18 protein-coding genes are annotated in these 20048 nt (G+C 32.1%); 7 read left to right on the top strand and 11 right to left on the bottom strand.

What is annotated here, in order from left to right; translation table 11 throughout:
- Nucleotides 1–171: 171 nt before the first annotated feature.
- The 5 genes from B3M86_RS11615 to B3M86_RS11595 form a co-directional block, all read right to left on the bottom strand.
- Nucleotides 172–831, bottom strand: coding sequence for a DUF4240 domain-containing protein (locus B3M86_RS11615; protein WP_286496108.1), 660 nt, complete (start codon nt 829–831; stop codon nt 172–174).
- Between the two features lie 242 nt (nt 832–1073).
- On the bottom strand, nt 1074–2210 hold the full coding sequence (locus B3M86_RS11610) for a glutathionylspermidine synthase family protein (RefSeq protein ID WP_286496109.1): 1137 nt from the start codon (nt 2208–2210) through the stop codon (nt 1074–1076).
- A 9-nt stretch (nt 2211–2219) separates the two neighbouring features.
- On the bottom strand, nt 2220–2609 hold the full coding sequence (locus B3M86_RS11605; protein WP_219034280.1) for a hypothetical protein: 390 nt from the start codon (nt 2607–2609) through the stop codon (nt 2220–2222).
- Between the two features lie 6 nt (nt 2610–2615).
- Nucleotides 2616–2894: a hypothetical protein gene (locus B3M86_RS11600; RefSeq protein WP_280035742.1), complete on the bottom strand. Its 279-nt coding sequence runs from the start codon at nt 2892–2894 to the stop codon at nt 2616–2618.
- A 104-nt stretch (nt 2895–2998) separates the two neighbouring features.
- Entirely contained in the window at nt 2999–4510 is a 1512-nt protein-coding gene (locus B3M86_RS11595; RefSeq protein WP_291076780.1) for a succinate CoA transferase, read from the bottom strand.
- A 195-nt stretch (nt 4511–4705) separates the two neighbouring features.
- Between B3M86_RS11595 and B3M86_RS11590 the strand changes: the two genes are divergently transcribed.
- Together B3M86_RS11590 and B3M86_RS11585 are read left to right on the top strand one after the other, a co-directional pair.
- The gene (locus B3M86_RS11590) at nt 4706–5527 is read left to right on the top strand and encodes an AraC family transcriptional regulator (protein WP_291076782.1); all 822 of its coding nucleotides are present in this window, start codon (nt 4706–4708) and stop codon (nt 5525–5527) included.
- Nucleotides 5528–5535: 8 nt separating this feature from the next.
- Nucleotides 5536–6198, top strand: coding sequence for an alpha/beta fold hydrolase (locus B3M86_RS11585; protein ID WP_114999497.1), 663 nt, complete (start codon nt 5536–5538; stop codon nt 6196–6198).
- Nucleotides 6199–6237: 39 nt separating this feature from the next.
- Here B3M86_RS11585 and truB read toward each other — a convergent pair whose 3' ends face one another.
- From truB to B3M86_RS11565, 4 genes are read right to left on the bottom strand one after another with little or no spacing between them, the layout of a single operon-like run.
- On the bottom strand, nt 6238–6948 hold the full coding sequence (gene truB, locus B3M86_RS11580) for a tRNA pseudouridine(55) synthase TruB (protein WP_125349728.1): 711 nt from the start codon (nt 6946–6948) through the stop codon (nt 6238–6240).
- 1 nt (nt 6949) lies between these two features.
- The gene (locus tag B3M86_RS11575; protein ID WP_125349727.1) at nt 6950–7834 is read right to left on the bottom strand and encodes an undecaprenyl-diphosphate phosphatase; all 885 of its coding nucleotides are present in this window, start codon (nt 7832–7834) and stop codon (nt 6950–6952) included.
- Complete coding sequence (locus tag B3M86_RS11570; RefSeq protein ID WP_052217597.1) at nt 7834–8136, bottom strand: DUF3098 domain-containing protein; 303 nt, start codon at nt 8134–8136, stop codon at nt 7834–7836. Before B3M86_RS11570 ends, B3M86_RS11575 begins: the two co-directional genes overlap by 1 nt.
- Nucleotides 8136–9029, bottom strand: coding sequence for a cell division protein FtsX (locus tag B3M86_RS11565; protein ID WP_221855311.1), 894 nt, complete (start codon nt 9027–9029; stop codon nt 8136–8138). The genes B3M86_RS11570 and B3M86_RS11565 overlap by 1 nt, the downstream gene beginning before the upstream one ends.
- A gap of 106 nt (nt 9030–9135) precedes the next feature.
- Between B3M86_RS11565 and rsmA the strand changes: the two genes are divergently transcribed.
- The 3 genes from rsmA to B3M86_RS11550 are packed head-to-tail and all read left to right on the top strand — an operon-like array spanning nt 9136 to nt 11721.
- On the top strand, nt 9136–9903 hold the full coding sequence (rsmA, locus tag B3M86_RS11560) for a 16S rRNA (adenine(1518)-N(6)/adenine(1519)-N(6))-dimethyltransferase RsmA (protein WP_180906179.1): 768 nt from the start codon (nt 9136–9138) through the stop codon (nt 9901–9903).
- 3 nt (nt 9904–9906) lie between these two features.
- Nucleotides 9907–11262: a magnesium transporter gene (mgtE, locus tag B3M86_RS11555; protein WP_038332427.1), complete on the top strand. Its 1356-nt coding sequence runs from the start codon at nt 9907–9909 to the stop codon at nt 11260–11262.
- A gap of 9 nt (nt 11263–11271) precedes the next feature.
- Nucleotides 11272–11721, top strand: a complete 450-nt coding sequence (locus B3M86_RS11550) for a GyrI-like domain-containing protein (protein ID WP_180906180.1) — start codon at nt 11272–11274, stop codon at nt 11719–11721.
- 476 nt (nt 11722–12197) lie between these two features.
- Here B3M86_RS11550 and B3M86_RS11545 read toward each other — a convergent pair whose 3' ends face one another.
- Nucleotides 12198–13349 (bottom strand): sensor histidine kinase, encoded by a 1152-nt coding sequence (locus B3M86_RS11545; protein ID WP_219034287.1) that lies wholly within the window; start codon nt 13347–13349, stop codon nt 12198–12200.
- A 157-nt stretch (nt 13350–13506) separates the two neighbouring features.
- Here B3M86_RS11545 and B3M86_RS11540 point away from each other — a divergent pair, with 157 nt between their 5' ends.
- Together B3M86_RS11540 and odhB are read left to right on the top strand one after the other, a co-directional pair.
- Nucleotides 13507–16296: a 2-oxoglutarate dehydrogenase E1 component gene (locus B3M86_RS11540; RefSeq protein ID WP_291076785.1), complete on the top strand. Its 2790-nt coding sequence runs from the start codon at nt 13507–13509 to the stop codon at nt 16294–16296.
- Between the two features lie 18 nt (nt 16297–16314).
- A complete protein-coding gene (gene odhB / locus B3M86_RS11535) occupies nt 16315–17547 on the top strand; it encodes a 2-oxoglutarate dehydrogenase complex dihydrolipoyllysine-residue succinyltransferase (protein ID WP_185096030.1) in 1233 nt (410 codons plus the stop codon).
- 75 nt (nt 17548–17622) lie between these two features.
- On the opposite strand, the gene B3M86_RS11530 is transcribed toward odhB, so the two are convergent.
- On the bottom strand, nt 17623–19935 hold the full coding sequence (locus B3M86_RS11530; RefSeq protein ID WP_286496114.1) for an outer membrane beta-barrel family protein: 2313 nt from the start codon (nt 19933–19935) through the stop codon (nt 17623–17625).
- Nucleotides 19936–20048 lie beyond the last annotated feature (113 nt).

Here is a 20048-nt window from a genome sequence, read left to right as displayed (position 1 = left end):
TAACAAGGGGAAGATTACAAACTATAATAAGTCCAGAAATTAAAAAATAATTGAAAGAGCTATATCCTATTAATATAAAAAAGAAATAGGCAACTACTGAAATTAATGTGACAATTTTCCTTAGAGCACCATCTTCCATTGAAGGAATAAAATGGGTATTAAATATTATCATTATAAAAACTCGTCTTCATCATCAAAATCATCTTCCATTTCGTCGTCGTCAGGAGGATAATCTTCGATAAAAACTTTGAATAATCTTGGACAAATGATTTGCAAATTGGTTAAATTTTCGTCATCCCAATCAAACTCAGGTTTTGGAGATTTTTCGGTATAAAATTTAAAACATTCTTTGTCTACAAAGTCAATAATTTTGTGTTCGAATTTTTCATAGAAAACATTATCAGCGATTAAATGAAAATCTTCAAACTCATATAAATCATCTTCGTTGAAGCCTTCGTTAAAATAATCAGCTAAATTATCAGGATTCAAAATTGCCTTTTCAAACAATTCTTGTCCTTGCGAAATAATCCAATTTTTGAAATAATAGAAATGTGTTGGATCTGTATCATCATTCATAATACAAGCTGCACACCATATTTCAGGCGAATGTAATGAATAGGAGTAGAACTCTAATCGAAGTTGAAAACCAATAATATCCTCGGCAGTTAGATCTTCTAATTCTTGTTCCAAAGCCTTTTCTTGATCTTGCAAATTATTGGCATTGAGCAAAGAATTTTCTATAATTTGCCAAAACAAATCTTCTTCGAGCATACGCGAAATGCGCTCTGAGGGAAGGGTTGAAGAGTTAAACAAATCATCTAAAAAATCCATATTTCTACTTTTTAGTTTGTATTTAGTTGGTTTTGATTCGTAAAAAATTATCTAACGTTTTATTTCTTAAACCTTTAATTGATAAAACATTTTAATAAAATCTTTTTATAATTTATAAATAAAATATGATGAAACCTATTAATTTTTAAACTATTTACAATTTTTAAGGTAATTGTTTGATTTTGTTTAAACTAAAAAATGTCTAATTCGAAGTGGAATTAGACTTTTTGGTTTAAAATATTTTACTCAATAATATGCGGAACAAAACGACTTTTATCGGTTGTAATAAATTGGTCACTTTCGCGGAACGTAATTCCACACGATTCTTGCCCAATAATCCAACTTCCGATAATGGTATAACCTGTTTCTTCGTGATGTAAATTAGCCAAAGCTTGATAAATAAAACCTTCTTCGCCATATTCGCCAGAAGTTTGCTCCGAAATAGCTCCACTTTTTACAACTTCTACATTTGCGCCTTCACGAGATAACAATGGTTTTTTGACATAATTCTTCATCTCTTTTGGTGAATCTGTATAAGCTTCTAATAATAATGGATGATCTGGATACAATTCCCATAAAATTGGTAAAATAGCTTTGTTCGAAAGAATCATTTTCCAAGCTGGTTCTATCCAATTTGCGTTGATTTCATCATTTTTGATGTTGTATGCAAACAACTCGTTCATCATCCATTCCCACGGATAAAGTTTGAAAATATCTGTAATTGGTTCTTCTTCTAAATCAACAAAATTGACATTATTCCAACCGATTTCGTCTACATAAATTAATTTGGTATTAATTCCGGCTTGTATCGCACAATCTCTGATATATTCGATATTCGTCAAATCTTCTAACGATTCTCTCACGCAAGAAAAATGCAAGGTTTCACCTTTCAAATAAGGTTTTAACATTTTCCATGTTTCAATTAATTTATCGTGAACAGAATTGAATTGATCTTTTGTTTCTCCAAAATAATTTTCCATCCAAAACCATTGTACAACACCACATTCAAACAACGAAGTAGGTGTATCAGCATTGAATTCTAACATTTTCAATTGATCATTATCGTAAGCAAAATCAAAACGTCCATAAATACTTGGCGCATCATTTTCCCATGTATCAATCAAATAAGGTTGAATAAATTTTGGAATTTTAAATTCGTCCAAACGATTATTTTGAATCACATGTTCGACAGCATTCAAGCACATTTCCCACAATTCGTTTGTCGCTTCAAAGATTTTATCCGCTTCTTTTTCCGAAATAGAATAGTAATAATCTTCTACCCAATAGGTTTGTTTATTTTCGTCTGTATGATAGCCAAAGCCAATATTTTCTAACCTTTCTTGCCAGTTTTCGTCAGCTTTTATTCTTTTTAATTGCATAAAATTTGTTTAAGATGAAACTGAACGAGAAGAAGCAGATTTTCCGAATCCACCGCGAACAGTTTGACTTTTATACGCTTGCGCTTTTGCTGCGTTTGTTCCGACGTTAGACTGTTGATGCAAACCTTGACTTGCATAGCCCATTCCGCTGCCAGTTAAGCTACGAAAAGCCATAAACCAAAGCAACGAACTTCCCATTCCACCGTGATGCGAACCACCAGAATGAGATGCATAATTTGACGTAACATCTGTGTAAGGAGCAGTAGAATCTGCACGCATATATACCTTTTGTGCATTGTTCGTAACAGGCGCTTCTTCACGATTCATACACGAACTAAGAACCGAAGAAATTAACACTAAAGTCACGACTTTACTTGCTCTTTTTTCTCTTTTATTCATGATAGATTATTGAATGGTTACGTAAATAGGAATTTTGGTAGAATCGGTAGGTGTATATTGTTTGTGCGTAATCAAAGTATCTACTTTTTCTGCAATCATCAAATCGTTTGACCAAATTTTTTGTTTGGTAATATGTAAAACAGAGTCGCCTTTAGTTTCGGTTGTCAATACAACTTCGCGAGCCGATTTTTTATCAATTTGTTCTAAATTTTGATTTTCGTTTTGATTAGATTGACACGCAAAAAAAGTTGTCAATGGTAGTGTTACTAAAAGTATTTTTTTCATGTTTCTTAGACTTCTAACAAAGTTACATTATTTCACAAAAAAAGCATAATTCAGAATTTCTGAATTATGCTTTTTGAAAAAGTATAGTCTTATTATTTATTATTCTAATGATTCAAAACTAATAATTCTTCTTTTTTCATAGAACCTGTTTGTTTCAATCTTGTATGCCAAGAGAACGCTTCTTCTAAGATATGTGGCGTTTGACCACCTCTTTCTGCACAAGCTCTTTCGAAATAAGATAATAATTCACCTTTATAATCTGGATGAACACAGTTGTTGATAATTTCGATTGCTCTTTCGCGTGGTGCTAAACCTCTTAAATCGGCTAAACCTTGCTCTGTAACAATAATATCTACATCATGTTCTGTGTGATCGTGATGAGAAACCATCGGAACGATAGAAGAAATATTTCCACCTTTTGCGATAGAAGCAGTAACAAAGATTGAGATAAATGCATTACGAGCAAAATCTCCAGAACCTCCAATACCATTCATCATGTGTGTACCAGAAACATGAGTTGAGTTTACGTTACCATAAATATCACACTCTAAAGATGTATTGATTCCAATAATTCCTAAACGACGAATAACTTCGGCTGAGTTAGAAATAGATTGAGGACGTAAAACAATTTTATCTTTATAATTGTCGATGTTTCCTATAACACGGTCATAACATTCTTGAGAAACTGTCATAGAAGATGCCGAAGCAAACTTCATTTTTCCAGAATCAATTAAGTCAAATGTAGAATCTTGTAAAACTTCTGAGTACATTACTAAATCTTCAAAATCAGAATGTTCTAAACCACCTAAAACAGCGTTTGCAACTTTACCAATACCACATTGTAATGGCATTAATGATTTTGTAAGACTACCTTCTTCAACTTCATTTTCGAAGAATTTCACAATGTTTTGAGCAATTGCAGCAGTCGCTTCATCAGCTGGTTGAATGTCTCCTGGAGCATCTTGAATGTCGTGAAAAACAATTCCAACAATTTTAGAAGGATCTACTTTTATTGTTTCTGTTCCAATTTTTGTATCACAAGCAGTGATGTTAATTGGTGTACGTTTTCCATATTCTTCTACACTATAAATATCGTGAATACCTTTTATATTTGTAGGGATAGACGTGTTAATCTCAATGATTAATTTGTCTGCATTTGCAGCAATTTCAGCATTATTACCGATAGAAGTTGTAGGTACTAAAGAACCATCTTCTAAAATTTCAGCAACTTCTAAAACACCTAAATTAATTTTAAATTGTCCATCTAAAATATGTTCAGCAGTTTCTCCTAAATGCTGATCGATAAATAAAACATTACCTGCATTTATATTTTTACGCATTACAGTGTCTACTTGGAATGGTAAACGTTTTTTTAATGCTCCACTTTCTACTAAAGCTGCGTCTGTACCATGTCCTAATGAAGCTCCTGTTACTAAAGTGATTTTTAAATTTTCAGATTTGGCACGCTCCGCAACAGCTTTTAATACAACTTTTGTATCGCCTCCTCTTGTAAAACCACTAGAACCAACAGTCATTCCATCTTCAAAAAATTTGGCAGACTCCTCTGCTGTCATTACTTTTGACTGTAAGTTAGTTAATTTTATTCTTTCCAACATAATGCAACTTTTTCTTTCTAATACTATTCAATAATTGTTCCCTTCTGAACGAAGGGAATTACAAATATTGGATTAATTAATAAAAAGTTAATATTAAAAATAGTCAAATAATTATCTATTTCGGACATTTTTATTTGTGTACATTATACATCATATCAAATAAATTATTATATTAGTTCGCAGATTAAAGAAACTATGAATATACATTTGGATAATAAGTTCGAAACACGATATTACCTAACCGAAATTGACAAATTACCAACCTCAATTTTCTGTTACCATAAGGAAATTTCGGAAGCATACGTGGTAGAACATAAACATAACAAAGCGCAATTTCTTTATTGTGAGGGAGGAATAGTTTATGTAAAAATAGGAAAAGATACTTTTTATTTACCTGCAAGACACTATATGTGGATACCGCCTCATGTGGAACATAGTATACACCCAAATACACCAGAGGTGATTATGAGAAATTTATATTTCCCTATTAATGAAAGTGATAATTCGTTTTATAAAAAAGTAGGAATCTATCCTGCTGATGGATTGTTGTTAGAGCTTTTATTATTTTCTAACCAATGGAAAGGAGATATTGTTCCAGAAAACAGAAGCGAATATGTAATTGCACAAGCTTTTAAAGAAATATTACCTAAAGTAAGCAAAAGTAGTTTACGATTAGCTCTTCCATTACCACACGACGAACGTCTGAAAAAAATCGTTCAATTCTTAGATGATAATATGGATTCTTCGATTACAATGAAGAAAATTACAGCCGAATTCGGTTTCTCTGAACGATCATTATCACGATTATTCCAAAAAGATTTGAATATGACATTTGTTCAATATTTCACTATTTTAAGAATGTTACGCGCTTTACAATTGTTAATTGATAATACGTATTCAATCAGTGAAATTTCGACAATGGTTGGTTACAATAGTTTACCAACATTTAGTAATACATTCCAAAAAGTAATTGGAATTCGTCCAACAGATTACTCAAAGAAAAAAGATATATTATAAATTAAGGTATGAAAATTTATCAAGTAAGTGGATTAGGCGCAAACGCAAATGCTTTTCGAAATCTACGCTTGGAACAAGATTTTGAGCAAGTTTATATTCCTTGGTTAGATCCAGAGAAAGATGAAACTTTGGCTCATTATACCGAAAGATTATTAGATAAAATAAATCCCACAGAAGATTTTCTTTTGATGGGATTATCTTTTGGTGGAATAATTGTGCAGGAAATGAATCGTTTTATTAATCCAAAACATACATTTCTGATTTCGACAGTGAAGAATAGGGCAGAGCTTCCGAAGTTATTTCGATTCTCGGCTTCTATTAATGCACATAAAATAATTCCGATGAGTTTCTTAACTTCGGATCGGACATTTTCGTACATGATGATGCGAAAATTATATTATACTGATCGAGAAAAAGATAATATTGACGATATTTTTGAGTTTCGAAACAAAGAATATTTAAGTTGGTCGATTCATAAGATTGTAAACTGGGAACATTCTACAGCTTATCATGAAGAAAATATTACACATATTCATGGTACAAAAGATATTGTTTTTCCGATTGAATATATCAAAGATGCAATACAAATAGAAGGCGGAACACATATTATGGTGATGCAAAAGCCAAAATTAGTGAGCGATGAAATAAATAAAGTATTAATCACTTTATAACTAAAAAAAGCTTGAACATTTGTTCAAGCTTTTCTGATTTTATACTTCTTCTGTTGTATTTTCTTCTTCAAAATAGCTTTTTTCTAAAGCGAAATTTTCAGCATTGATGACATCAAATTCGCCAATTTTTGTACGACGAAGTGCTGTTAAATATCCACCAGAATTGACTGCTTTTCCAAAATCAAAAGCCAAAGAACGAATGTAGGTTCCTTTGCTACAATTCACTTCAAAATCGACAAAAGGTAAATCTATTTTTGTAATTTTAAAATCGTGAATCGTTATTTTACGTGCTTTACGTTCTATTTCTTGACCTTCGCGAGCTAATTCATATAAACGTTTTCCATCTACTTTTACCGCTGAATGCATTGGCGGAAATTGTTCAATTTCTCCAACAAATTGTTTTGTTGCTTCGCGAATAATTTCTTCTGTGATATGATTTGTCGGAAAAGTTTCATTTTCTTCCGATTCTAAATCATAGGTAGGCGTTGTAACACCTAATTTAATTGTACCAGTATAAGTCTTTTCTTGCGCCTGAAATTCATCAATGCGTTTTGTCCATTTCCCTGTACAAACCAATAAAAGTCCAGTAGCTTTTGGATCTAAAGTCCCAGCATGTCCAACTTTTATTTTCTTTAAGTTATATGCTTTTCTAATGTTCCAACGAATCTTATTTACAACATCAAAAGATGTCCAATCAAGTGGTTTATCAATCAAAAAAACGTGACCTTCTTGTATTTTTTCTACATTCATCTTATTTGTGCTGAATCATTGTAGTTTCTACTGAAGCGGCATTATCTTTTTCTGCTTGTGTTGGAGAATTATATGAGAAATAAATCAATAAAATAATTCCGATGATTATTCTGTACCACCCCCAAAATTTGAAACCATATTTTGTTAAAACTGCGATAAATGTTTTCACTGCGATTAATGCTACAATAAATGCTACAACATTTCCAATTAAGAATAATATAATATGGTTTTGATCTTGTAAAATCATTTCATAACCTTTCATTGGTGTTGCAGTATCTTCTCCCCAAGTTTTAACAAAAATAGAATAAACTGTAACCGCTAACATTGTCGGAACCGCTAAAAAGAATGAAAATTCTGCAGCTGCTTTACGCGATAAACCTTGTGTCATACCACCAATAATAGAAGCGGCAGAACGAGAAGTTCCAGGCATCATCGCCAAACATTGCCAAAAACCAATGATAATTGCTTGTTTTAATGTGATGTCTTTTTCATCATTAATTTTAGGATTTTTGAACCATTTATCTACAAATAATAAAATGATTCCTCCGAAAACTAACATTCCAGAAATAGCAACTTGATTTCCTAAAACAGCCTCGATTTTATCATCGAATAGTTTTCCTAAAATAAGTGCAGGAACAACCGCACAAGCTAATTTGATATAAAAATTGAAATTGAAATTTTTGAAGTCAAAGAATTTTTTCCAATATAAAACTACGATTGATAAAATTGCTCCAAATTGTATCGAAACTTGAAACATTTTTAAGAATTCGCTTTCTGGCATTCCCATCAAAGCTGCTGTGAATCCCATGTGTGCTGTAGAAGAAATTGGTAAATATTCGGTAAGACCTTCTATTATAGCAATTATAATTGCTTGTAAAGTATTCATTATTTTTCTTTATTCGGATTGATTAAAATGGCATAAATCTCGACGATGAAACCAACGACAACTAAAAATGGCGCTAATCTAATTCTACGAAAAGAATAGATTTCGTCGTTCCAATAATTTGCATCCCACGTTCCATCTGGTCTTGTGTTGGCATCGTGTCCTGTCATTAATAAAAATCCAAGACCAATTAGTGCAACACCAATTGCCATGAAAATGTAATTTCTTTTTCCGAATAAAAAAGTAAAACCAGCATCATTTGTAGATGCTGATTTTTTTGTTGTATCGATAGAATTTGATTTCATTAATAAAGTTGATCAGTTTTTAATCTTAAATAACGCCATGCAGCAAACAATGTACTAAATACGGCAATGACAACTCCAATTCCAATTAAAATAATAATAAGTGGAGTGAAGCTTGGGTTCCAAAGTACTAAACCAACTTTTGTTGCTAAAATGTACCATAAGAAACCTAATCCTACAGCTGCAATAAATGCTGCTAAGAAACCTAAAACTGCGGCTTCTATCAAGAAAGGTTTTACAATGAAACGTCTACGCGCTCCAACTAATTGCATTGTTTTGATGCTGAAACGTTTTGCGTATATTTTCAGACGAATAGAGTTGTTGATTAATACAACAACGATTACCAAGAAGATAACAGCAAAAATCATAATCCAGAATGTAATTTTATTGATGCTGTGGTAAATCGTTACCATCGCTTCTTTGTCACTTTTTACTTCGTCTACAATCGGATTTTTAGCCAATACCTTATTAATAGAATCAATTTGTTCAACAGATTGTATTAATGCAGGATTCAATGTAATTTGAACTGATGCAGGGAAAATACTTTCTTCGAAGAAATCGCTACCATCCGTACCCAAATCTTTTTTCGCAATTTTAGCTGCATCCTCTTTGCTGATATACTGTGTAGCTTCAACAAAAGGATACTTCACTTTCAACGAATCGATATAAGATTTTTGTAAATCAAGCTCCTTATCTTTTAATTTTGGATCTTCGACATCTTTAAAATATGCCTCGATTTTTAACTCTCTTTTTAGATGTTCTGCGTAACTTTGTGCATTAATGACAATTAAGCCGAAAATACCTAATAGAAATAAAACAAGCGAAATACTAATCACAACAGTGATGTTAGAAGATCGCAGTCTTTTTTTCTCAAATTTATCGTTCGTTTTTGACATTTGGGTTAATTTTGGGGCTAAGATAAAAAAAACTTATTTCGCAAGAAAGATATTCCGTATATATTCTACGGTAAGTTGGTTAAAGAAAACTTAAAATTTAGAATTTTTGAAAGTAAAAGCTAAAAAACATTTAGGTCAGCATTTTTTGAATGATGAAAATATTGCACGAGACATCGCCGAAGGGTTAACTTGGGAAGGTTATGATCGTGTCTTAGAAATTGGTCCAGGAATGGGCGTGTTGACAAAATATATTTTACAAGCAAAGAAAAATATAGAGGTTGTGGAGATTGATACAGAATCAGTCGAATATTTAAAAGAATATTATCAACCATTTTACCCAGGATTTAAAATTCATTCCGAAGATTTCTTAAAAATGGACTTTTCATCAAAGTTTGATGAACAAATTGCTATTTTAGGAAATTTTCCGTATAATATATCTTCGCAAATTATTTTTAAAGCTTTAGAAGAGCGTTATACTGTTCCCGAAATTTGTGGAATGTTTCAGAAAGAAGTAGCCGAACGTATCGCTTCTAAAAAAGGTACAAAAGATTATGGTATACTTTCTGTATTAGCGCAAGCTTATTATCATTGCGAGTATTTGTTCACCGTTCCAGAACACGTTTTTACACCACCACCAAAAGTGAAATCGGGCGTTATTATTATGAAACGCTACCGAACAGAAATTGAAGGAGTTGAACAGAAACGATTTTTTCAAGTGGTAAAAGCTGGTTTTGGACAAAGAAGAAAAACGCTTCGTAATTCGTTGAAAGCTTTGGGGATTCCTGAAGATTTAAACGATCACGAGTTTTTGAACATGCGCGCAGAACAATTATCTGTCGAAGATTTTATTGAGTTAACGAAAAGAATGAAATAGATTATGGAGGTAAAAATTACAAAAGATTTTATTGAACATTTAAATGAAAGTATTAATCAGCAAAATGCTAAAGCGGTTAAGGAGATGTTGCAAGATTTGCACCCCGCTGATATTGCTGAATTGTTTGATGAGCTTTCGACCAAAGAACAGTCTTTTGTAATTGATTTACTCGATAATGAAATTTCTGCAGATATCCTTCTTGAATTAGAGGAAGATGATCGACGCAAATTCCTGAAAACGCTTACTGCAAAAGAAATTGCTGAAGATGTCATCAATGAGATGGATACCGATGATGCTGTTGACGTCATTAATGAGCTTTCTGATGAAAAGAAAGATGAGGTAATTGCGCAATTAGAAGACCAAGAACATGCCCGTGAAATTGTAGATCTTTTACGTTATGACGAAGATACGGCTGGAGGTTTGATGGGAAAAGAGTTGATAAAAGTCAACAAAGATTGGTCGGTAATCACAGCAGTAAAACAAATGCGAAAACAAGCTGAGGATTTAGAAGAGGTTTTTTCAATTTATGTTGTTGATGAAGATGAAAAATTACTTGGAACATTGAGTTTGAAGCGTTTGTTGACGACTTCTGCGAATACAAAAGTGGCAGATGTTTACAATGAAAAGATCCAATATGTAAAGACCTATACAAAAGATATGGAGGTTGCGAAAGTAATCGAAAAATATGATTTGTACGAAGTACCTGTTGTAGATGAATTAATGCGTTTGGTTGGTGTAATTACGGTGGATGATGTGATTGATGTGATTCGTGAAGAAGCTGAAGAAAATTATCAATTAGCAGCCGGGATTACTCAAAATGTCGATTCTGATGATAATATCTTAAAATTAACTCGCGCTCGTTTGCCCTGGCTTTTATTGGCTTTGGTAGGTAGTTTTGTTGCAGTTAATGTGTCGCAAAGTTTTAGCGATGCGATGAATTTGTATCCGCAATTATTCTTTTTTACGCCGCTTGTTGCTGCCATGGCAGGAAATGTAGGTGTGCAATCTTCCGCGATTATTGTGCAAGGTTTGGCGAATAGTAATATTTCGGGTTCTATTTGGAAAAGATTAGGAAAAGAAATGTTATTGGCTTTATTAAACAGTACATTATTAGCTTTTGTACTTTTATTGGCGACGCATTTTTTAATGAGTACGAGTTACGAAATTTCCTCAACCATTGTATTAGCTTTAGTTATTGTGATGATTTTAGCAAGTTTGATTGGGACATTTATTCCAATTATGTTGCATAAATATGGTGTTGATCCTGCGATTGCTACAGGTCCATTTATCACAACAAGTAATGATATTTTTGGTTTGTTGATTTATTTTTCAATTGCGAAAATGATTTTAGGATTTTAAAAAAATAAAATGAATACATTAAAAATTATAGGAATAGCAACTCAAACGTCTAATAACGATAGTCAAGCGATTGAAGATTTAGGAAAACTGTGGCATCAATTTTTTGGTGAGAATATAATGACTAAAATTCCAAATACAATTAGTTCTAATATTTATTCTGTTTACACAGATTACGAAAGTGATTTTACAGGAAAGTATATGACAATTATTGGTTTAGAAGTTTCTTCATTAGATGAAATTCCAGAAGGTATGGTTGGTCGTGAATTTGAGCCACAAACATTCAAAAAATATATTGCCAAAGGAGAATTGCACGAAGCAGTTGGGAAAACTTGGACAGAAATTTGGAATGATGATGCAAATCTAAATCGCACGTATAAATATGATTACGAATTGTACACCGAAAAAGCTCAAAATCCTGCTGATGCAGAAATTGAGATTTATATTGGTGTAAAAGAATAGTAATTAATACTGATATATTAGAAAATAATATTAAAAAAATGAGCTGAAAGTAAAACTTTTCAGCTCATTTTTTATTTTGGATATTTTGTAGGATTTCTATGCGCATTAAAAACTGCATAAATAAAAAAGTTTTTTCTTCTTCATTAGTTTCAAAAAAAAACAAATAAGGAAAAGATCTAAAAGGTTTTGAACGCAAATTTCTATAGTTCACTTGATAGAAAGGATTATTTCCAAAGTTTCCAAAACTTAAGATTTTGCCGCAGATGTAGAAAAGTTTGAATAATAAGAAAGAGCTTGTTCAATATCTTGGGCAGCTTCAGAAGAAATTCTAGTCTTATAAATCATATTTTTCGTGTAATTCTTTCAATACATCTTTTGCGTTCATAATTATTAATTTTACAAAACAGTTGTCGTTCTAACAAAGTTACAAAAAGTATACCTTATTATATAATCAAGATTTTGTGTAATATTTCTGATTATTTTTTCAATAAAATCTTAAACTCAGTTCCCGTTTCTTTAGATGATTTAGCTACAAATATTTTTCCTTTGTGATAATCTTCGATAATTCGTTTTGCTAATGATAATCCCAATCCCCAACCGCGTTTTTTGGTAGTAAAGCCAGGTTGAAAAATCTTTTTCTGCAATTTGGTCGGAATTCCAGAACCTGTATCAGCAATAGAAATTTCGACAAATTTACCTTTCGTTTTTATATCGATATCCAAAACGCCTTTATTTTGCATTGCATCAGCGGCATTTTTCATCAAATTTTCGATAACCCAACTATATAAAGAAGAATTAAGATTGATGTTAAATTCATCGACATCGGTAGTAAAGTTTAATTCAATTCCTTTCGAAATGCGTTGCGAAATATAATCCACTGTTTGTTTGGAAGTTGAAATAATATCAGTTTGTTTGAGTTCAGAAGTTGAACCAATTTTCGAGAAACGTTCGGCAATATGTTTCAATCGATCCACATCTTTTTCAATTTCTATGACTGAAGTTTGATCGATTTCTTCCAATTTCAATAATTCGACCCAACCCATCAACGAAGAAAGTGGTGTACCAATTTGATGTGCCGTTTCTTTTGCCATTCCAGCCCATAAATAACTTTTTTCGGTGTCACGAACTGTTTTGAAATACCAGTACGAAAATCCAAAAAACAGTAAAATCAATAAAATAATGATGAGTGGATAATATTGTAATTGATTGAGAAGTTTTGAATTTTTGAAATAAACATAATTTTTAGTTCCGATTAATTCAACATCAATTGTTTGTTCCGACGATTTCATTTTGTTGACATATTTTTTTAATTGAACCGAATCTTTTACGATGGATTCATCAATATTTTTGGTGTCTACAATAATGCCTTTTTCGTCTACAAGTGCAACAGGGATTGATTTGTTGTCTTCAATTAATTTGAATAGAAAATCTTGCGTTTTCGGGTCTAAAAATTCTGATGAGCTTATCAACTCTAGCGATCGCGCATAATTCTCTACACGTTTGTGTTCTTCACGTTTTAGCTCTTGTACAATTTTGTTACTCGACCATATTGTAATAGCGAAAATCACAAATATTATAAAGAAGCCAATCCAACGTTTGTTTATTTTTTTTGTTAGAAAATTTCTCATCTAAATGTAAAATCTTTCTTAAATTTATATCAAATGTAATGATTATTTGATTATAATATATTTTTATGGCGAGATAAGATAAATATGATGAAAGTAATTTTTTTTAAAGCCTTAAATAGTTTATTTTTGTAGCTAAATCTCATAGAGAGTAAAATTTATGGATCGTTTTTCGTTTTTAAATGCCGCTCATTTAGAGTTTATAGGCGACTTATATGATCAATACGTCCAATATCCGGATAGTATTGAACCAAGTTGGAAAGCTTTTTTCCAAGGGTATGACTTTGCGAATGCAACATATGATGGAGAGCCATTATTTGCACCAGCAACACAAACAGCTCCTAACAAAGCTAGTCAAACAACGCAAGCAGTAGTTAATCCTGCAGTAGTATCTCAAGTTCCAGACAACGTACAGAAAGAATTTAAAGTAATCAATTTGATTGATGCTTACCGTTCTCGTGGACATTTGTTTACTAAGACTAACCCAGTTAGAGCGCGTAGAACTTTTGAACCTTCATTAGACATCAAGAACTTCGGTTTGACAGATGCCGATTTAGGATTGACATTCAATGCTGGTGAAATTTTAGGTATTGGTGGACCAATCACTTTACGTGAAATCATTGGACACTTAGAAAACATGTACTGCGAATCTATCGGAATCGAGTATATGTATGTAAGAGAACCTCAAAGAATTAATTGGATTCAGAATTGGTTAAACCAAAACTTGAATCAACCAAAATTATCTAAGGAGGAGAAAGAACGTGTTTTAGAAAAGTTGAATGAAGCAACTGCTTTTGAAAACTTTATGCACACGAAATATGTTGGACAAAAACGTTTCTCAGTAGAAGGAAATGAATCTTTAATTCCTGCTTTGGATACATTGATTAACCGTTCTGCAGATCACGGCGTACAAGAGGTTATCGTAGGGATGGCTCACCGTGGTCGTTTGAATGTTTTGGCTAACATTTTTGGAAAATCATATTCTCAAATCTTTTCAGAATTCGAAGGAAAAGCTTTTGATACAGATTTAATGGCTGGTGATGTTAAATATCACATGGGATCATCAAATCAAATCAAAGCATTGAATGGAAAAGATATCCGAATCAATTTAGCACCAAATCCATCTCACTTAGAGACTGTAGATGCAGTTGTAGAAGGGATTACACGTGCAAAAGTTGAGGAAGATTACAAAGATGATTATTCTAAAATTATTCCAATCTTAATTCATGGTGATGCTGCTGTAGCTGGACAAGGAATCGTTTACGAGGTTGTTCAAATGGCAGGATTAGACGGATATAAAACAGGTGGTACAGTACACGTTGTGGTAAATAACCAAGTTGGGTTTACAACAAACTATTTAGATGCGCGTACATCTACATATTGTACAGATGTTGCTAAAGTAACATTGTCTCCTGTAATGCATGTAAATTCTGATGATGTAGAAGCGGTAGTTCACGCTTTCCGTTTTGCAGCAGATTATCGTGCAGAATTCGGTTCTGATGTATTCATCGATTTATTAGGATACCGTAAATATGGACATAACGAAGGTGATGAACCAAAATTCACTCAACCTAAATTATATAACTTAATAGCTAAACACCCAAATCCTCGTGAAATTTACAAGGATAAATTATTAAAAGAAGGTGTAATAGGAGAAGAAATCGTTAAACAAAAAGAAGCAGAATTTAAAGCTCTATTAGAAACGAATTTCGAAGCTTCTAAAGAAATTGAGCGTAATCACATTTTCCCTTTCATGCCAGAAGAGTGGGAAGGATTTGAAATAGCTGATGATGCAAAAGTTTTTGAACAAGCAAATACTTCTTACGACGAAGTAAAATTAAAAGAAATTGCAAAAGCTGTTTCTACAGTTCCAGAAGGTAAAAAATTAATCAAAAAAGTTTCTCGTTTAATTGAAGGACGTGGAAAAATGATTGAGGAAGATAAAATTGACTGGGGATTAGGAGAAGCTTTAGCTTTCGGTTCTATCTTAACAGACGGACGTAACGTGCGTGTTTCTGGGGAAGATGTAGAACGTGGAACTTTCTCTCACCGTCATGCGGTTGTAAAAACTGAAGACACAGAAGAAGAAATTATCTTATTAAACCATATCAATAATGAACAAGGTCAATTAAGAATCTATAATTCATTATTATCTGAGTATGCAGTTTTAGGTTTTGATTATGGATATGCAATGGCAAATCCTAAAGCGTTAACTATTTGGGAAGCTCAATTTGGAGATTTCGTGAATGGAGCGCAAATCGTAATCGACCAATATATTTCTGCAGCAGAAGATAAATGGAAATTACAAAATGGTTTAGTAATGTTATTGCCTCATGGATATGAAGGGCAAGGAGCAGAGCACTCTTCAGCACGTTTAGAGCGTTTCTTACAAATGTGTGCTGGTAACAATATGTTTGTTGCAAATATCACAACTCCAGCTAACTTCTTCCACGCATTAAGAAGACAGGTTGTAACAGATTACCGCAAACCATTGGTTGTAATGTCACCAAAATCATTATTACGTCATCCATCAGCAGTATCATCATTAGCAGATTTCGCAAATGGAGGTTTCCAAGAAATCATCGAAGATGTAACAGTAGATGCGAAAAAAGTGAAAAAAGTAGTTTTCTGTTCAGGAAAAATCTACTACGATTTAGACAAAAAACGCCAAGAATTAGGTGATAAAGAAACTGCAATTATTCGTTTAGAGCAATTATATCCTTTAAATGAAGAAAAAGTAGATGCTATCATCTCTAAATTTGGTAATGCTAAATTGGTTTGGGCACAAGAAGAACCAGAAAATATGGGAGCTTGGATGTATATCTTACGTAAGTTAAGAAAATATCCATTCGACGTAGTTTCTCCAGCAGAAAGTGCTGCAACAGCACCAGGTTCAAGTAAACGTTGGGCTGCAATTTACGAAGAGGTAATTAATAAAGTATTCAATTAAAAAATAAAGCTAATAGATATGTTAGAAATGAAAGTCCCATCACCAGGGGAATCAATCACAGAAGTAGAGATCGCTACGTGGTTAGTAAAAGACGGTGATTACGTAGAAAAAGACCAAGCAATTGCTGAGGTTGACTCAGATAAAGCAACATTAGAATTACCAGCAGAAGAAAGTGGAATTATCACTTTGAAAGCGGAAGAAGGTGATGTTGTAGAAGTAGGACAAGTTGTTTGTCTTATTGATACATCAGCTGCTAAACCAGAAGGAGGAAGCGCTCCAGCTGCAGAAGCACCAAAAGCTGAGGTTAAAGAAGAAGTAAAAGCTGCTCCAGCTCCAGTTGCTACGCCAGCACCTGCTGCTCCAGCTGCAACTTACGCTACGGGAACTCCATCTCCAGCGGCTAAAAAAGTTTTAGACGAAAAAGGTATCGATGCTTCTCAAGTAAAAGGTTCAGGACGTGACGGACGTATCACTCAAGATGATGCAGCTCGTTTTACACCAGCAATGGGAACTTCTACTCAAGGAACTCGTGCTCAATCAGAGAAAAAATTATCATCATTACGTCGTAAAATTGCACAACGTTTAGTTTCTGTTAAAAATGAAACTGCAATGTTAACTACATTCAACGAAGTTGATATGTCTGCAATTTTTGCTTTACGTAACCAATATAAAGACGAATTCAAAGCTAAACACGGTGTTGGTTTAGGATTCATGTCTTTCTTTACAAAAGCAGTTACACGCGCATTAGAGTTATACCCAGACGTAAACTCTATGATTGACGGTGACTACCAAGTAAAATTTGACTTTGCTGACGTTTCTGTTGCAGTATCAGGACCAAAAGGTTTGATGGTACCAGTAGTACGTAATGCAGAAAACTTAACTTTCCGTGGTGTTGAGCAATCTATCAAAGATTTAGCAATCAAAGTACGTGACGGAAAAATTTCTGTTGATGAAATGACAGGAGGTACATTTACAATCACTAATGGTGGTGTATTTGGATCTATGATGTCTACACCAATCATCAACCCACCTCAATCAGGTATCTTAGGAATGCACAATATTGTTGAGCGTCCAGTTGTTAAAAACGGACAAATCGTTATCGCTCCAATGATGTATGTTGCTTTATCTTATGACCACCGTATCATCGACGGACGCGAATCTGTAGGATTCTTAGTTGCAGTTAAAGAAGCGGTAGAAGATCCATTAAACGTATTAATGGGCGGTGACGCTAAAAGAGCTTTAGAATTGTAATACATAAAAACATTCTAACAATCCATAAATTGAAAGCCATTCGAAAGAATGGCTTTTTTGGTTTATAAGTTGAGATTACCTAATTCTCCCTTCCTCTTCATTTACTTTATTCTCTTTCGAGATGGTTTTATTCAATCGGCCAAAATTATATTTAACACTAACTGATAGTTCTTGATAATCGACTAAAAATAGATTTTTAGAACTTATTTTATCATAATTCAGTGTTTCGCTAAATTTCATTTGTTTGAATAAATCATTGAAACGAATAGAAAAATCAAAGTTTTTGTATGATTTTGTCAATCCAAGATTAACGATAACTTGAGAATTTCGATCATAAATTCCTTCAGTTCGTTTGCTTAACCAATATCCATCAACCATAAAGTTGAAATCTTTTCCCAATTTGAAATTGTGATTAGAGTATAAATAGATATACGGAATCGATTTTTTTAACACAGCTTTTTCATCAATTATTTTACTATAAATTATAGCTAAACTAATTTGTGTTGACCAAAATTTATATTCGAATGGAACATCCAAAGCAACAGAAATGTTTTTTTCTTTTTCGAAATTAATCGTTGTAAATGTTGAAATATTTCTCACATCATTATAAATTAATGTATAATTCATCGGATTTTTACTTTGATAATACGTCACATTCATGTTCCATTTTTTTAATGAATAATTCGCTGAAAATGTGTCGGTGTAAGTAGGTAAAATATTAAAATTTCCACTGTATTCGATATAAGGACTTCCGTACAAATTCCCAGAAGAAAGATTGCTGTAATTCGGTCTGTCAATCGTACGTTTATAGTAAATTGTTAACGCATTTTTATTATCAAAAGTGTAATTAATTTCTGCATTCGGAAACCAATCGATGTATTTTTTATCAATATCCGAAAGTTGTTTTATTTCATCAAGACCTTTAGAATTAGTCGTTTCTGTTCTTAATCCAGCTTTATAATTCCATTTTTCATAATTTTTAGTGTATTGCAAATAGGCGGAAAGATTCAGTTCTTTGAAATTATAAAGAAATTCTTCTGATGATTGTTGAGGAAAAAATGTTTCATTATTCGTCTCAGATTTAGCGTGTGTAAAACGTCCTCCAAATTCAATTTTTTGATCAGATTCAAACTTTTTCTCTACATCAAATTTTCCTGCAAAAACCTTAAGACGATATTTTTGATAGCGCGATTGATTGTATTCGACATCATTCTCATTAATCTTATTATAAAAATCATATGTTGTTCCTGTATTATAAATCGTGTATTGTAATCCTGTTAAAATACTTGCGTCAATTGATTGAATATTTTTATTGTAATTCACCAAAGTATTCACAAAATTTCGATGATTTTCATTATCATTTAACGTTAAAATAGATTGATTTTCATTGTTTTCGGTATATTCTGTTTTGGTATCAAGCAAACCTTTATCTTTTCTAAAATTTGAATTAATAGCAAACGAAAAATAATCTCCAGATTCATTTAATTCCTGAAAAAAGCTTGTGTTTACAATAAAATGTGGACGTTTAGTTTGCGATTTTATGAAATAATTGGACTGAATATTTTTGTCTTTTATGCGATAATCGAATCCATTTCCTTCCCACGGATTTAGTTGATTATAAGATGCGTTCAGTTTAAATTCGCTTTTATTTTTACGAATTTGAAAAGTCGAATTGAAATAATTATTAAACTTTCTTTTGAAAGATAATGTTTCTTGCAAAGTCAATTTTAAACCTTCTTTTTTACTTTTCTTTAGATTAATTTTTACGATAGATTTTCCATTTGCTTCATATTTAGCAGAAGGGTTTTTGATAATTTCAATCGATTTTATGTCCTCAATTGCTAAACTCGAAATGGTAGAAAAATCAACTTGTTGATCGTCCAAATACAACAAAGGATTTCCTTTTCCAATAATCGTCAATGTTTCTTGATCTGCGCCTAACATGACGCTTGGTAATTTTGAAAATAATTCTTTAGTTGTAGCAAGTTTATTAAAATTTGAATTGGCGACATCAATATTATAATTGCCATTTTCTATTTTGAAAGTTTCTTTTTTTCCATTGATTATAACTTCATCAATTTGTACAGTTTCATCAATATTTAAGTGAAATGTTTTATTTTCGTTTAAATAAAAAGGTTCTTCATCTTGAATATTATTGTCATAAATAACAGAAATTAAATAGATTTTAGGTTCTAAATTTTCAAAGTTAAATTTAGAATTTTCAGTTTCAATTGTTTGAATAACATTTTGAAATTCATCGTATAAAATAACTTTTGCGTGAATTGTTTTTGACTCTTTTTCTGATGAAATATAGCCTGTAATCGAATATTTTTCTTGTGCAAAAGCAAAAGAGCTAATCAAAATGAGAATTAATTGTAGAAACTTCATAATAAAATTGTGTTGATTATTGTTTTACTTACATTTAGAGGAAGTAAAATTTTTGTTTGAACAATTTTAATTTATATTTTTAAATGTTTTTTATCAACTTGGTGTCAAATGAT

Origin of the sequence: Empedobacter sp. UBA6305 (assembly GCF_002440405.1) — a bacterium.
Lineage (GTDB): Bacteria > Bacteroidota > Bacteroidia > Flavobacteriales > Weeksellaceae > Empedobacter > Empedobacter falsenii_B.
This window is presented reverse-complemented; position numbering and strand designations above follow the sequence as displayed.